Raw genomic sequence first — 14,823 nt, forward strand, 5'->3', positions numbered from 1 at the left:
CCCATCCCGGGCGCGCACTCCAAAAGCCCCGCAGGCAATCGCTTGCGGGGCTTTGTTTTGGACAACGGGGGCCGCGCGGGCGGCCCCGCCAACGGCATCAGGAAGGGGCGTAGTCCCGCCGTTGATCGCCCACCTGACGGCCCAGGCCTTGCAGCGTCCGCAGCACCAGCGCCAGCCCGCGCCGCGTGTCCTCGTCGCGCGAGAGCTGGAACAGTCCGCCCAGGCCCGGCGGGCGCGCCTCTTGCAACCCTTGCGCGTGGGCCGCGCGCCAGGCGTTGGACAGGGTCCAGGCCGCGCCCGTGGCCTGCTCCGACAGCGCGCCCAGCTTTTCCACCATGGGGGCATCGAGCAGGTCGACCAGGTCGGACGCCAGCGCCAGCAGGTCGACCAGATTGTCCAGCCGGCCGCTGTCGGCCAGCGGTTGCAGCTTGCCGGCGAGCTGCGCCAGCGCATCGTTGCCGGCCGCCGCGGGTGGCGCAGCGAGCAGGGCGTCGCATTGGCCGGCGTTGGACAGGCTGTTGTCGTGCGGTGCGTTCATAGCATTCCCCTGGCGACGGACCAGTACAGGCCCCGGTTGAAACCATGCCGCAGCAGTCCGCCCAGCTTGGTCGGCGGCGTCGGCCGCACGTCGTGGGTGTAGTCGTACCAGAGCGGCATGCCCGCGTTCAGGCCCATCTGCGCCACGGCCTGGACGCGGCCGTCGTAGGCGCTGCAGGGATGGCCCAGCCGGATCTCGCCGGCGATGTTGTTGGCGATGACGGGCGCCTGGTTGTGGCACGAGCCGCCTGCCTTGCTCACCGGCAGGTCCACGGTGTCGCCGATCACGTACACATTGCGCAGGCCATAGACCTGCATGGTTTCGTGATCGGTGGGCAGCCAGCCCTCGTTGTCGGGCGCCTGCGAAACGCCCGATTCCATCACTGCGTCGACCGCGCGGATCGGCGGCGTGGCCATGAGGATGTCGAACGGCTGCTCGACGCCTTCCTCCGAGTAGGCAATGCGGCGATCGGGGTCCACCTTCGCCAGCGTGAAGCCGCGCTGGAACCGGATGCCGCGTTGCTCGAAGATGGCCGGCAGCACCTCGCAGGTGGGCTTTTGCAGGAACAGGCAGTTGCGCAGCAGTTGCGAGGTGGTGGGGTAGGTGTAGATGATCTCCACACGGTCGCGCACGCCGCGTCGGCGCAGGTAGTCGTCCAGCATCAGCGTGGTCTCGATCGGCGCGATGCCGCACTGGTGCGGCACGTTCGGTGTCTTGGGAAAGGTGACGCTGACGAACACGCGGCCGCGTTCGATCGTGGAGAGGCGGCTGGCCAGTTGCCGCGCCGGCTCGTACTGGTAGAAATGGTCGCCCGCTTCGCGCAGCCCTTCGATGCGCTCCGGCGCGGGCACGCAGCCGGTGGCGATCACGAGATAGTCGTAGCCGTGGCGCTTGCCGCCGCGGGTGTGCAGTTGCTGGGCATCGAAATCGAAGCGCGTCACCTTGTCGACGCGGAAATCGATCTCGGGCCGCAGCAGGGAACGTTCGGGACGCTTGAGTTCTTCCTGGAAAAACAGGTTGAACGCCACGTACATGAAGGCCGGCTTGTAGTAATGATCCGGCGAATCGGACAGCAGCATGATGCTGACCTTGCCGGCCGCCACTTCGGGGTACAGCTTGTGGACCAGTTGGTTGGCCAGCATGGTGCCGCCGACCCCGCCTCCCACGACAACAATTCGCTTGCTCATAAAAATCCTCCGATGAGAATAATCAGGAACCAAGTGCAGTTGCGCCCTCATATGTAGCAATTGAGGGGTGGTTGGTCAACAAAATAACTTTGACTTATAAAAGGGAATCCGTGCCGGTCGCGTCTCGGATCGGGCCGGCGCGGCTCGAAATGCCGCGCCGGCGCAGGCCGTCTTACTGTTTGACGGTGACGAACACCGGGTTCGAGTAGAACCACAGGTCGTTGTAATTGCGCGCGTTGATGGCGTTGAAGCGGGCCGCGTTGTCGGCCAGATCGACCTTGGCATCGGGCAACGGCTCGCCGTTGGCGGTTTCGCCCGCCACGTCTGGCGCCAGGTTGGTGCCGCGCAGGCGCAGATACTGGCTCTTGTCGGCGGTCAGCTTGACCTTGATGACGTTGTAGCCGTCTTTGTCCACGGTCCAGTCCTTGCTGGTGTAGCGGCCCAGCACGCGGGTGCTGGGATTGGTCGCGTTGTCGTACGCCGGCGTGCCGGCGGCGGCGCGGGCGCCGATATCGCCCACGATCAGGTCGACATGGTGCACGGTCGGCTTGACGTAGGTGGGGTTGCCGCTTTCGATCGGATACTCGTAGTGGTTGCTGGCGGGGCTGCGAAAGCGGATGGTGACCTCCACCTGCTCGCCCTTGGCCGCCGTCAGTTCGCCGCCCATCTGTGCCGCGCCCGAGGCGCCCTGCGCCTGGAATTCGAGCGCGTCGATCAGGTCGCCGAAGACGCCGAACATGTGGCCGCTCTTCAGGCCCGCGACCACCGCCGCCATGTCCTTGCCATCCTTCCAGACGTAGGTCTTGGCGTATTCGCCCGGCGCGTAGCCGCTGCTGTACTGGCCGGTGGCGTTGATGCGGAAATGGAAGTCCGAATCGGCCACGGTCCAGATGTGGCGGCCCTCGCCCAGCAGCGCGTCCCAGGTGCCCCCGAGCTTGGCCACCAGGTAGTCGACGCCGCCGTAGGTGCGGTTGGGCAGCTTGTCGGCCGTGTAGGCCTCGGCATAGCCGCCGCGGTCCGGCTCCATCTGGTTGCCGACCATGCCTTCGATGGCGAAGAAGATCGACGGCGCCAGATCGTGCATCTCGCGCAACTGGCCGATGGTGTACTTGCCGGCGTAGCGCGACGGGTGGTTCAACAGCATGTAGCTGTCGGGGTGCTTGTCGCGCAGCCACTTCAGGGCCGTCAGCGAGTCGGCGTGCGTGGTGTACGCGCGCGTCTGGCCGGCCAGGTCGGCGACCAGTTGCGCGTCGAACAGGTTGGCGGCCTTGTTGGTGTACAGGTATTCGAATTCGGCCACGGCGCGCAGCGACCTGTCGGACAGCGGGTCGTGGGTGCCGATGCCGATGTTGACGTGGTCGTGCGTGGGCATGTCCCACTCGAACGACGAGAAGATGATCTTGCCGGCGTAGCGGCCCGCCGCCTGCGCCTGCTTGATGAACGGCACTTCATAGCGCGCCATGCCCGCCGAGAACGGGATCGAGCCGCCGGGAATGTTGGCACCGGTGTTGTCGCGCGCGGACATGCGCAGGTGGTTCGAAAGCGCGGCCCAGTCCAGTTGGTAGCGGTCGAAGGCCTGGTCCAGCACGCTTTCCAGCGTGGTCTGGGCGTCGTCGGACTGGATCGTGTGCACGTGCAGGTCGCCCGCGCTCCAGGCGCCGGTCTTCACCGGCGGCGTGGGTTCGGTCACGACCGGCGGCGCGCTCGCGTCGTCATCGTCATCGCTGCCGCCGCAGGCGCTCAGCAAGGTTACGCAAGCCAGCGACAACGGCATCAGGGCCCGCCGCAGGCGGGTTACTTCGAACTGCATTCCATACTCCAGCGTCATGCGGCCCGCACCGGCGCGGCGCCGCGAAGGCCCGCACTATGCGGGCCGCGAGTGACGTGGGAATGACAGCTTGCTGTTAGCGGGCGGCTTGCGTCGCGTCGGCCAGCGCCTGGCGGATGATGGCCTGCGCGGTCCAGCGGGCGACCTCGGTGACGGCCGGCAATTCCAGGCCCCATATGTCCTTGAGCACCAGGAACACCTCGGTGCCGTAGACCAGCGACAGCGCCTGCGCCACGCGTTCCTGTTGCGCCGGCGGCAACAGGTCCGCCAGCGGCGCGATGGCGCGCTTGAGGATGTCGACCCGGTGGCCGCGCACCAGCCGCGGTTCATTGCCGGCGCGACCGGCGCTGGCTTCGGCGTGCTGCTGCAGCGACACCTGGATGGCCGCGCGCAGCGGCGCCTCGTGGGCGGCCAGGCGCGGGTAGGCGAAGCGCAGCAGTTCGTCGACGCGGGTGGCGGCGTCGGGCGCGGTCGAGTCCCAGGCCAGGATCGGCCCGAGGCTCTCGTCGACCACGGCGGCGATCAGCGCGCTCTGGCTCGGGAAGTAGCGGTAGGCGGTGGCGCGCGACACCTGCGCGTGCTCGGCCAGCTCGGCCACCGACGGGGTGATGCCTTGCGCCATCAGGCGCTGCGCGGCGTCCAGCAGGATCTTGCGCATGCGCGCGCGCGGTCCGTGCGGCGGTTCGCCGCTGGCGGCCGCCTGGCGGCTGGCGGGCGCGATCAGGCGCGCCGGGGCGGCGGCCGGCTTGCGCGCCGTGGTCGCGGTTTGACGTGAGACAGGTGTCTCAGTATGATTCTTTCGTCTCATTTCTTGATTCTACAGGGCCTCTAGCCCCGGACATATATCGAGGCGCGCACCGAGTGTAGCCGCCCGCGGAGGAGTCATGACGCATTCGAATCGGCGGGTTTTCGTGGCCGCTACCTACGACACCAAGGGTCACGAGGCCGAGTACGTGGTCGAGCTGCTCAAGCGCGACGGCCTGGACGTGGTCTCGGTGGACGTGTCCACCACCGGCGCGGCCAGCGCGGCGCAAGTGCAGGCGCGGGAAGTGGCGCGCAGCCACCCGCAGGGCGAGCAGGCCGTGTTCACGGGCGACCGGGGCACCGCCATCGCGGCCATGGCGTTGGCATTCGAACACTATGCCGCCGCCAACCCCGACATCGGCGCCTTGCTGGGCCTGGGCGGCTCCGGCGGCACCGCATTGATCACCCCGGCCATGCGCGCGCTGCCCATCGGCGTGCCCAAGCTGATGGTCTCGACCATGGCGTCGGGCAACGTCGCGCCCTATGTCGGGCCGTCGGACATCGCCATGATGTATTCCGTGACCGACGTGGCCGGCCTGAACCGCATCTCGCGCCGGGTGCTGGCCAATGCCGCCGGCGCCATCGGCGGCGCCTTCCGCCAGGCCGCCAGCGCCGCGGGCGATGACAGCCGGCCCGCCGTCGGCATCACCATGTTCGGCGTCACCACCGCCTGCGTGCAGCAGGTCACGCCGCTGCTCGAATCGCGCTATGACTGCCTGGTGTTCCACGCCACCGGCACCGGCGGCCAGTCGATGGAAAAGCTGCTCGACAGCCATCTGCTGTCCGGCGTGCTGGACCTGACCACCACCGAGGTCTGCGACTTCCTGTTCGGCGGCGTGCTGGCCTGCACCGAGGACCGCTTTGGCGCCGTGGCCCGCACGCGCGCGCCCTACGTGGGCTCCTGCGGCGCGCTCGACATGGTCAATTTCGGCGCCATGGATTCGGTGCCCGAGCGCTACCGCGGCCGCACCTTCTATCCCCACAACCCGCAGGTGACGCTGATGCGCACCACGGCGGAAGAGAACCGCCGCCAGGGCGAATGGATCGCTGACCGGCTGAACCGCTGCGACGGCCCCGTGCGCTTCCTGATCCCGGAAGGCGGCGTCTCGGCGCTGGACGCGCCGGGCCAGGCGTTCTGGGATCCGCAGGCCGACGCCGCGCTGTTCGAGGCGCTGGAGTCGCGCCTGGTGCAGACCGCAGACCGGCGCCTGGTGCGCGTGCCGTGCCACATCAACGACCCCCTGTTCGCCCGCACCGCGGTCGAGCAGTTCCTAGCCATCGCCAAACATTGAGGATTGCCGCCATGCCGCGCTTTGACCGTAACCAACTGCTGGACAAGTTCCGCGCCATGGTGCGCGACCGCACCCCCATCGTGGGCGGCGGCGCCGGGACCGGACTGTCCGCCAAGTGCGAGGAAGCGGGCGGCATCGACCTGATCGTGATCTACAACTCGGGCCGCTATCGCATGGCCGGGCGCGGCTCGCTGGCCGGCCTGCTGGCCTACGGCAACGCCAATGAGATCGTGGTCGACATGGGCCGCGAAGTGCTGCCGGTGGTCAAGCGCACGCCGGTGCTGGCCGGCGTCAACGGCACCGATCCGTTCTGCGACTTCGACGTGTTCCTGGACGACCTCAAGCGCCAGGGCTTCGCTGGCGTGCAGAACTTCCCCACCGTGGGCCTGATCGACGGCACCTTCCGCGCCAACCTGGAAGAGACCGGCATGGGCTACGCGCTGGAGGTGGACATGATCCGCCTGGCGCACGAAAAGGGCATGCTGACCACGCCGTACGTCTTCAACGAGGACGACGCCGTGGCCATGACGCAGGCCGGCGCCGACATCATCGTGGCGCATATGGGCCTGACCACCGGCGGTTCGATCGGCGCCGAGACCGCGCTGACGCTGGATGACTGCGTCGCCGCCATCGACCGCATCGCGGCGGCCGCCCTGGCCGTGCGTCCCGACGTGATCGTGCTGTGCCACGGCGGCCCCATCGCCACGCCCGAGGACGCCGCCCACATCCTGCGCCATTGCCAGCATTGCCACGGTTTCTACGGCGCCAGCTCGATGGAGCGCCTGCCCACCGAGCAGGCGCTGACCGCCGCCACCCGCGAGTTCAAGCAACTGACGTTCTGAAATTTCCCCTTCCTCCGTTTCCGCCGGGGCGCCGCGCGCCCGTCAGGAGTCCGCATGCCGCATACCGTCTATACCAGCGCCATCGTCCAGGCGCCGCTGGCCAAGGTCTGGCCGCTGTTTCGTGATTTCAACGGCCTGGCGGAGTGGCATCCCGGCATTGCGCACAGCCGCCTGGAAGAGGGCGGCCGCCACGACGCCATCGGCTCGGTGCGCTACCTGTCGCTCAAGCCTTCGGGCTTCGTGCGCGAGCAGTTGCTGATGCTGGACGACCCGGGCACCGCGCTGCGCTATTCCATCATCGAGACCGATCTGCCGATGCGTGACTACGTCGCCGGCATCAACCTGCGCGCCATCACCGAGAGCGGCACGACGCTGGTGGAATGGTGGGCCGATTTCCGGGTCGAGGCGGACGCCGACCTGCAGGCGGTGGCGACCGCCGTGGGCCAGGGCGTGTTCGCCGCGGGACTGGCAGCCCTGGACGCGAAGCTGCGCGCCTGAGCGGCGCGTATCGTCGCGGCGGGGCGGGCGCGTGCCCCGCTGGCGTTGCCGTGGCGACGCCGCTCCGCGTCAAGCGCGCCGGCGCGTCGCGCCCGCCGACAGCTTGCAGCCGGCCGGCAGCGCCGCGCCGCGCAGGTAGTCGCGGATGGCGCGGATCAGCGCCTCGGCCGCCGGGCTCAGCGCATGTTCCTTGTGGCGGATGATGCACAGCGTGCGCACCACCGTCGGCCGCGCCAGCAGCGCGAACGCCAATCCCGGTTCCAGCACCCGCTGCGCCGCCAGCGCGGGTAGCAGCGCCACGCCCATGCCGGCCTTCACCAACGCTGCCTGGGAAGTGGTGCTGGAGGCCTCGTAGAAGGGCGCGGCGGCTTCGATCGGCAGGTCCGCGCGGGCCCGCAGCAGCGCCATGATGCCGGTCTCGTCCACCACCCCCACCAGCTTGCGGCCCGCCAGGTCGGACCAGCGCATGGCGCCGTCGCGGCCCGGGCGCAGGCTGGCGTCGTCGCGCCGGTACAGCACGCCGAAGCGGTCTTCCAATAGCGCGTCGAATTGCAGGCCGGGCGCATCGGCCCAACGGCTGGTCAGGCCGAAATCGACTTCGCGCGCGGCCACCTTGCGCTGGATGCGGCCGGAGTTGTCGTCGCTCAGATAGAGGCGGATGGCGGGATATTGCGCCGCGAACAGCGCCGCCGCCGGCGCGATCAGCTCGGTGATGGCCGAGGGCGCGGCCGCCACGCCGACGCGGCCGCGTTCCAGCGCGCCGAAGCGCACCACGTCCTCGATCGCGCCATCGAAATCGGCCAGCAGGCGCATCACGCGCGGCAGGAACTCCTCGCCCGCCGGCGTGAGCAGCACGCGCCGGCTGGTGCGGGCGAACAGGCGCGTGGCCAGCGCCTCTTCCAACTGGCGCACCAGGCTGGTCACCGACGACTGGGTCTGGAACAGTCGCTTGCCCGCATGCGTGAAGCTGGATTCCTGCGCCACCGCGACGAACGCGGTCAGATGCTTGAGGGTGACGTGCTTGGGCAGGCGATTCATTTCAAATCACGATGGATGGATCAATAAAAACAATTTTTCCAGATTGATCGGGCCGACGATACTAGGGGCTTCATCAAGCACCAGGGCCGTCCGCGGGCGGCCCGCACAAGCGGCCGGCGTCATCGCCGGCCCCATCAAGGCGGAAGTTGCATGCAGGAAAAACTGGATCTGGTCATCGAAGGCGGCTGGGTGATCGACGGGCTGGGCGGGCCGCGCCGCCGCGCCGACGTCGGCATCCGTGGCGAGCGCATCGCCGCCATCGGCGACCTGGCGGCAGCGCCAGCGGACCGGCGCCTGGATGCCGGGGGCAGGATCGTTGCGCCCGGCTTCATCGATACCCATGGCCACGATGACCTGATGTTCGTGGAAAAGCCGGGCCTGGAATGGAAGACCAGCCAGGGCATCACGTCGGTGGTGGTCGGCAACTGCGGCATCAGCGGCGCGCCGGCGCCGCTGCCGGGCAATACCGCCGCGGCGTTGGCCCTGCTGGGCGACTCGCCGCTGTTCGCGGACATGGCCACGTACTTCGGCGCGCTGGAGGCGCAGCGGCCGATGATCAATGTGGCCGCCCTGGTGGGCCACGCCAACCTGCGCCTGGCCGCGATGCCTGATCCGGCGGCACAGCCCGGCGCCGAGGAGCAGCGGGCGATGGAGCGCATGCTGGCCGACGCGTTGGAGGCTGGCGCGGTGGGGTTCAGCACGGGCCTGGCCTACCAGCCCGGCGGCGTCGCCGAGGAAGCCGAACTCGACGGCCTGGCGCGCGTCGCGGCCTCGCACGGCGCGCTGCACACCAGCCACATCCGCAACGAGGGCGACGCGGTCGAGGCCGCCGTCGACGAGGTGCTGGGCATCGGTCGCCGCACCGGCTGCGCCACGGTGCTGTCGCACCACAAATGCATGATGCCGGCCAACTGGGGCAAGAGCGCCGCCACGCTGGCCAACATCGACCGTGCCCGCGCCGCCGGCGTCGATGTGGCGCTGGACATCTATCCGTATCCTGGCAGCTCCACCATCCTGATTCCGGAGCGCGCCGACCAGATCGACGACATCCGCATCACCTGGTCGACGCCGCATCCCGAATGCGGCGGCCAGTCGCTGGCCGAGATCGCCGCGCGCTGGGGCTGCGATCCGGTCACGGCGGCGCGCCGCCTGTGCCCGGCGGGCGCGATCTACTTCGCCATGGACGAAAACGAAGTGCGCCGCATCTTCCAGCACGAATGCTGCATGGTGGGCTCCGACGGCCTGCCCAACGACGCCCATCCGCACCCCCGCCTGTGGGGCAGTTTCACGCGCGTGCTGGGACGCTACGTGCGCGAGGCCGAGCTGCTGACGCTGGAGGCCGCCGTGGCCAAGATGACCGCGCTGCCGGCCCGCGTGTTCGGCCTGGCCGATCGCGGCCGGCTGGCCGTGGGCGCCTGGGCCGACGTGGTGGTGTTCGACGCCGATACGGTGTGCGACCGCGCCACCTGGGACGCGCCGACGCTGGCCTCGGCCGGCATCGAGCACGTGCTGGTCAACGGCTGCGCCGTGTTCCCGCAAGCCCCCTCGTCGCACCGCCCCGGCAGGATCCTGCGCCGCGACGCCAGCATCGCGGGCGCGCCGGAATTTTCACGATAACGAGCAGAACCGATCCCACAGGAGACAACCCCATGATCCGCAATACTTGCGTCGCCCTGGCGCTGGCCGCCCTGTTGCCGGCCGCCCACGCCGAATTCCCCGACCGCCCCATCACCCTGATCGTGCCGTTCCCGGCCGGCGGCCCCACCGACATCGTTGGCCGGCTGGCGGCGGCCAAGGCGGGCGAGATCCTGGGGCAGCAGGTCGTGGTGGAGAACCGCACCGGCGCCTCCGGCACCATCGGCATGGCCGCCACCGCGCGCGCCAAGCCCGATGGCTACACGGTGGGGCTGGCGACCGTCAGCACCCACGGCACCGCGCCGCACCTGTTCCCCAAGCTGGCCTATGACCCGGTCAAGGACTTCACGCCCATCAGCAACCTGGTGACCAGCCCCAACATCCTCAGCGTCAACCCGCAGTATCCGGCCAGGACGCTGGCGGAATTCGTGTCGCACGTGCGCGCCAATCCCGGCAAGGACGGCTACGCCAACGCAGGCGCCGGCGGTGTCAACGACCTGGGCATGATCTGGTTCCTGCAGATCACCGGCGGCAAGATGAACAGCATCTCGTACCGCGGCTCGGCGCCGGCCCTGACCGACACGGTGGGCGGCGTGGTGCCCGTGATCTTCGACAACTTCCCGTCGTCGCTGCCCTACATCAAGAGCAACCACCTGCGCGCGCTGGCCATCACCGGGACCGCGCGCAATCCGCGCCTGCCGGACGTGCCGACCTTCGCGGAGCAGGGCTACAAGGACTACGACGTCACGGCCTGGTACGGCGTGGTGGGGCCGGCGGGCATGCCGGCCGACGTGCGCGACAAGCTGGCGCAGGCCTTCGCGAAGGCGGTGCGCGACCCCGCCACCGCCGCCAAGATGGAAGAGACGGGCGCCTTCCCGCTGGGCAATTCACCGGCCGAGTTCGGTGAGCAGATCCGCGCCGAGCGCGACCGGTGGAAATCGGTGATCGAGCGCGCGCAGATCAAGCTGCAGTAAGGTGGGGAGCCGCCCGTCTCCGGCTGGCTCGGTCTTTCCGGCCAGCCGGGTCTCGGCGGCCAGGCGGTCCACGGGCGGGGAAATTCAAATAAGATAGGTCACCCGTTACGTGTTACCGGAGGTCGTCATGCTTGAATCGCAAGTCGTGGATCAGATCGGTCGTCATTGGGGTTGGGTGGCGTTGCGCGGCGTCGTCGCCATTCTGTTCGGCCTGATGGCCGTGTTCATGCCGGCGATCACCTTGTCGGCGCTGGTGCTGGTGTGGGGCGCGTTCGCGCTGGCCGATGGCGTGCTGGCGCTGATCGCCGGCATCCGCATCCGCGACCACGGCAAGCCGCTGTGGGCATTGATCATCGTCGGCCTGCTGGGCGTGGCGGCCGGCATCGTCACTTTCCTGTGGCCGGGGCTGACGGCGCTGATCCTGCTCTACATCATCGCCATCTGGGCGCTGGTGGCCGGCGTGTTCCAGATCATTGCCGCGATCCGTTTCCGCAAGGAAATCCGCAACGAATGGTTCCTGGGGCTGTCCGGATTGGTGTCGGTCCTGTTCGGCGCGATGCTGGTGATGCAGCCGGGGGCCGGCGCGCTGGCGCTGGTGTGGGTCATCGGTATCTATGCCGTGTTCTTTGGCATACTGCTGCTGGTCTTTTCCTTGCGCCTCAAGCAGCACCGCGCGCCCTGAGTCCATGTCCGCCTACCAGACCCTGATTCCCCTGAACTTCCTGGCCGTGGGCCTGGGCGCCATGTTCGGCGCCTGGGCCCGCTGGCTCGTCAGCCTGTGGCTCAACACCGAGTCGTGGCCCTGGGGCACGCTCGCGGTCAACCTGGCCGGGGGCTACCTGGTGGGGCTGGTGCTGGCGCTGGTGGCGGGCCATCCCGAATGGCCGGCCTGGGTGCGGCTGGGGGCCATCACCGGCTTCATGGGCGGTCTGACCACCTTCTCGACATTCTCGGCCGAAACCGTGGCGATGCTCGAGCGCGGCGCGTACGGCGGCGCGCTCGGCTACGCCGGCTTCAGTTTGCTCGGATCCCTGCTGCTGACGGGGTTGGGCCTGGCAACGGCCAGCCTGTTGCGCTGAGGCGCCCGCGTTGCGGCGGCGCCGGGCCGCCATGCGGTTGCGTGGCGCCTTGGCGACGCTTCAGTCGCCGGCCCGCGGATTCAGCACCCGCGCCGCTTCCAGGCCGCTGCGCACCGCGCCTTCCAGCACGCCGGGATAGCCGGTATCGGTCCAGTCGCCGGCCAGCGCCAGCGTCGGCCACGGCGTGCTGTTCAAGGGCCGCGTCAGACCCGGCACCGCCGCGAAGGTGGCGCGTTTTTCGATGAACAATTCCGCCGCCGCGACTTCCGGCATCGGCGGCAGCCGTTGCGGATGGGCGGCGGCCTGTTCGGCCACCTGGTCGATCAGGGCCTCGATGGCCTGCTGGCGGTTGCGGTCGGCCAGGCTGGTGGCGGCGCTCGCCACCACCGCCAGTTCGCCGGCCAGGGCATCGCCGGCCAGTTGCGCGCGGTCGAACAGCCATTGGCCGACGTGGCCACGGGCCGGCTCTTCGCGCAGCATCATCATGGGCTCGGGCAGGCGCCAGGGGCCGGCCAGCCGCAGGTTGAGCGTGGCGATCGGCAGATAGTCGAAGGCGCGCAGCGCGTCCAGCAGCCCGGTGGCGCCGGCCGCCCGCAGCGGCGCGTCCAGCAGGCGCGCGGCGAACGCCGGCGGCACCGCCAGCACGGCGGCGTCGAAGCGTTCCTGGTTGATGTCGATGCCGTCCTCCGCCGGCCGCAACTGGCGCACCGTGCTGCCGTAGCGCATGGTGACCTGGCGCGCGGCGGCGTCCGGCCACAGCGCCGACAGGTCGGTGCAGGGCAGCAGCAGGTCGCTGTCTTCGCGGCGGCCGGCCAGGCTGTCGCGCAGCACGCGGGCGAACAACCCGGCGCTGGCGCTGGCCACGGGGGTATTCAGCGCGGCCAGGCACAGCGGTTCCCAGACCTGGCGGATCAGGGTGTCGGACTGCGCGTGATAGTGCAGGAGCTGCAACACGGTCCAGTCGCGCGGCGGCGTCCAGGACATGGCTCGCAGGCCGCGCATCAGGCGCAGCGTGGCAAAGCGGTCGGCCCACGACAGGCCGCGCGCGCCCAGGATCGCCACCGCCATGTGCAGCGGCGCGGGCAGGCGCGGCGCCGACAGCCGGAAGCGGCCGTCCAGGCTCGCCAGCCGCAGCGATCGGCGCATCAACAGGGCATCGGGGTTGCGGCCAACCCGGCGCATCAGCGCCAGCGTGTGCGTGTAGGCGCCTGACAGCAGGTGCTGGCCGTTGTCCAGCGGCGATTCGAAGCCATCGTGGAACACGCGCCGGGCGCGGCCGCCGGGCGTGTGGCCGGCTTCGAACACGGTGACCTTGGCGCCGGCTTCGCGCAGGGCGACGCTGGCCGCCAGGCCCGCCCAGCCGGCGCCGATGACCGCCGCCTTCACCGTGCCAACCGGCGGACCAGTCCGCGCCCGCCGCCTACCCAGGTCTTCCACGCCAGCCACAGCTTGCGCAGCGGCGTCAGCGAGATGCGCTGATGCAGCACCTGCCAGTTGTCGCGCTCGATCTCGTCGAGCAGCGCGTGATAGATCGCCGCCATCATCAGGCCGGGACGCTGCGCGCGCCGGTCGGCTTCGGGCAGGCTGCGCATCGCCTCGCGGTACAACTCGCGCGCGCGCTCGGCCTGGAACTTCATCAGGGCCGAGAAGCGTTCGGAATACTCGCCATTCAGGATGTCCGAGGCCTTGACCTCGAACTGCTGCATGTCGTTGACCGGGATGTAGATGCGGCCGCGGCGGGCGTCGTCGCCCACGTCGCGGATGATGTTGGTCATCTGGAACGCCAGGCCGAGCTTCTCGGCGTACACCAGCGTGGCCGGATCGGAGTAGCCGAAGACGCCGGCCGACAATTCGCCGACCACGCCGGCGGCATGCCAGCAATACTTGCGCAGGCCGGGCCAGTCCAGGTAGCGGGTCTGGTCCAGGTCCATTTCCATGCCGTCGACCACGGCCAGCAGGCGCTCGCGGGTGATCGAACAGCTCTGCAGGTGCGGCTGCAGCGCGCGGGTCACGGGATGGTCGGGCTTGCCGTCGAACATCTGGTCGACCTGCGTGCGCCACCAGGCCAGCTTGATGCGCGCCAGCGACGGGTCGGTGCATTCGTCGACCACGTCGTCGACTTCGCGGCAATAGGCGTACAGCGCCGTGATGGCGCGCCGCCGCTCGGGCGGCAGGAACAGGAAGGAATAGTAGAAGCTGGAACCGCTTTTGGCGGCTTTCTCCTGGCAGTACTCGTCAGGGGTCATAGTTGGCAGGGCCGTTTGCTTACTTGATGGAGCGCCAGAGCATGATGGCCCAGTCCTTGGCGCCCAATTCGGGTCGGTTCATGAATACATCGTAGCCGCTCGCCTCGATCCGCTCCAGCACGCGCAGCCCGCCTTGCACCACCAGGCGCAGTTCCAGGCCGATTCGGCCCGGCAGGCGGCGCGCCAGCGGAGCGCCGAAGTGTAGCAGCGCGCGGGTGCGTTCCACCTGGAATGCCATCAGCGCGCGCCAGCCCGGGGTCAGGCGGCAGGCCGCCAGGTCCTCTTCCGAGACGCCGAAGCGGTCCAGGTCTTCCTGCGGCAGGTAGACGCGGTGCTTGTGCCAGTCGACCCGCACGTCCTGCCAGAAGTTCACCAGTTGCAGCCCGGTGCAGATGGCGTCCGACTGTTCCACGTTGTGGGGTTCGGCGGCATCGAACAGATGCAGCATCAGCCGCCCGACCGGATTGGCCGAGCGGGTGCAGTAATCGGCCAGCGTGGGGTAGTCCTCGTAGCGCTTGACGCTGATGTCCTGTTCGAAGGCCGACAGCAGGTCGTAGAACGGCGTGATGGGCAACTGGTGGCGGGCGATGGTGGCCGCCAGCGGCACGAAAATGCCGGCCAGTTGAGGCGCGCCGGGCGCGGGCACGGCGCCCGGTTCGGCGCCGATGCGGTGCAGTTCGGCGCGGAAGGCCGCCAGTTGGGCCAGCCGCTCGTCGTCGCTGGCGCTGCCTTCGTCGGCGATGTCGTCCGCCGCCCGGGCAAACCGGTACAGATCGGTCACGGCGCCGCGCAGCCTGCGCGGCAGCAGCAGCGAGGCGACGGGAAAATTCTCGTAGTGATCGATGGGCATGGTCTGGTCCTG

Annotated in this window: 15 protein-coding genes; 7 read left to right on the forward strand and 8 right to left on the reverse strand. The window is 69.4% G+C overall.

Annotated elements, in window-relative coordinates; translation table 11 throughout:
* Positions 1-97: 97 nt before the first annotated feature.
* The 4 genes from SB816_RS09210 to SB816_RS09225 all read right to left on the reverse strand — a co-directional run bounded on the left by SB816_RS09210 (position 98) and on the right by SB816_RS09225 (position 4,277).
* Positions 98-538, reverse strand: a complete 441-nt coding sequence (locus SB816_RS09210) for a DUF1641 domain-containing protein (protein ID WP_144654850.1) — start codon at positions 536-538, stop codon at positions 98-100.
* Positions 535-1,725 carry an FAD/NAD(P)-binding oxidoreductase gene (locus SB816_RS09215; protein ID WP_144654851.1) on the reverse strand — a complete coding sequence of 397 codons (1,191 nt, stop codon included), beginning with the start codon at positions 1,723-1,725 and terminating at the stop codon, positions 535-537. Before SB816_RS09215 ends, SB816_RS09210 begins: the two co-directional genes overlap by 4 nt.
* 172 nt (positions 1,726-1,897) lie before the next feature.
* Positions 1,898-3,535, reverse strand: coding sequence for an S-layer protein (locus SB816_RS09220; RefSeq protein ID WP_410546835.1), 1,638 nt, complete (start codon positions 3,533-3,535; stop codon positions 1,898-1,900).
* Positions 3,536-3,629: 94 nt separating this feature from the next.
* Positions 3,630-4,277 (reverse strand): TetR/AcrR family transcriptional regulator, encoded by a 648-nt coding sequence (locus tag SB816_RS09225; protein WP_064528465.1) that lies wholly within the window; start codon positions 4,275-4,277, stop codon positions 3,630-3,632.
* 160 nt (positions 4,278-4,437) lie between these two features.
* On the opposite strand from SB816_RS09225, the gene SB816_RS09230 reads away from it, so the two are divergent.
* Genes SB816_RS09230 through SB816_RS09240 form a run of 3 tightly spaced genes read left to right on the forward strand, consistent with a single transcriptional unit; the run spans position 4,438 to position 6,989 of the window.
* Positions 4,438-5,649, forward strand: a complete 1,212-nt coding sequence (locus SB816_RS09230) for a Tm-1-like ATP-binding domain-containing protein (RefSeq protein ID WP_054502045.1) — start codon at positions 4,438-4,440, stop codon at positions 5,647-5,649.
* Between the two features lie 11 nt (positions 5,650-5,660).
* Positions 5,661-6,491, forward strand: coding sequence for a phosphoenolpyruvate hydrolase family protein (locus SB816_RS09235; RefSeq protein ID WP_026384442.1), 831 nt, complete (start codon positions 5,661-5,663; stop codon positions 6,489-6,491).
* 54 nt (positions 6,492-6,545) lie between these two features.
* Positions 6,546-6,989 carry an SRPBCC family protein gene (locus SB816_RS09240; protein WP_064528455.1) on the forward strand — a complete coding sequence of 148 codons (444 nt, stop codon included), beginning with the start codon at positions 6,546-6,548 and terminating at the stop codon, positions 6,987-6,989.
* Between the two features lie 69 nt (positions 6,990-7,058).
* Here SB816_RS09240 and SB816_RS09245 read toward each other — a convergent pair whose 3' ends face one another.
* Positions 7,059-8,027 carry a LysR family transcriptional regulator gene (locus SB816_RS09245; protein ID WP_054502046.1) on the reverse strand — a complete coding sequence of 323 codons (969 nt, stop codon included), beginning with the start codon at positions 8,025-8,027 and terminating at the stop codon, positions 7,059-7,061.
* A gap of 150 nt (positions 8,028-8,177) precedes the next feature.
* On the opposite strand from SB816_RS09245, the gene SB816_RS09250 reads away from it, so the two are divergent.
* From SB816_RS09250 to SB816_RS09265, 4 genes are all read left to right on the forward strand, one after another.
* Entirely contained in the window at positions 8,178-9,644 is a 1,467-nt protein-coding gene (locus tag SB816_RS09250; RefSeq protein ID WP_410546836.1) for an N-acyl-D-glutamate deacylase, read from the forward strand.
* A 32-nt stretch (positions 9,645-9,676) separates the two neighbouring features.
* On the forward strand, positions 9,677-10,636 hold the full coding sequence (locus SB816_RS09255; protein ID WP_410546837.1) for a tripartite tricarboxylate transporter substrate binding protein BugE: 960 nt from the start codon (positions 9,677-9,679) through the stop codon (positions 10,634-10,636).
* 127 nt (positions 10,637-10,763) lie between these two features.
* Positions 10,764-11,318 carry an HdeD family acid-resistance protein gene (locus SB816_RS09260; RefSeq protein ID WP_049073064.1) on the forward strand — a complete coding sequence of 185 codons (555 nt, stop codon included), beginning with the start codon at positions 10,764-10,766 and terminating at the stop codon, positions 11,316-11,318.
* Between the two features lie 4 nt (positions 11,319-11,322).
* Positions 11,323-11,715: a CrcB family protein gene (locus SB816_RS09265; RefSeq protein WP_064528463.1), complete on the forward strand. Its 393-nt coding sequence runs from the start codon at positions 11,323-11,325 to the stop codon at positions 11,713-11,715.
* 60 nt (positions 11,716-11,775) lie between these two features.
* On the opposite strand, the gene hpnE is transcribed toward SB816_RS09265, so the two are convergent.
* The 3 genes from hpnE to hpnC are packed head-to-tail and all read right to left on the reverse strand — an operon-like array spanning position 11,776 to position 14,811.
* Positions 11,776-13,101, reverse strand: a complete 1,326-nt coding sequence (hpnE, locus tag SB816_RS09270) for a hydroxysqualene dehydroxylase HpnE (RefSeq protein ID WP_144654855.1) — start codon at positions 13,099-13,101, stop codon at positions 11,776-11,778.
* Positions 13,098-13,961 (reverse strand): presqualene diphosphate synthase HpnD, encoded by an 864-nt coding sequence (hpnD, locus tag SB816_RS09275; protein WP_175146353.1) that lies wholly within the window; start codon positions 13,959-13,961, stop codon positions 13,098-13,100. Before hpnD ends, hpnE begins: the two co-directional genes overlap by 4 nt.
* Before the next feature lie 19 nt (positions 13,962-13,980).
* Positions 13,981-14,811, reverse strand: coding sequence for a squalene synthase HpnC (gene hpnC, locus SB816_RS09280; RefSeq protein WP_054502049.1), 831 nt, complete (start codon positions 14,809-14,811; stop codon positions 13,981-13,983).
* Between the last annotated feature and the right edge of the window lie 12 nt (positions 14,812-14,823).

This window comes from Achromobacter sp. SIMBA_011, assembly GCF_046535435.1.
Lineage (GTDB): Bacteria > Pseudomonadota > Gammaproteobacteria > Burkholderiales > Burkholderiaceae_B > Achromobacter > Achromobacter dolens.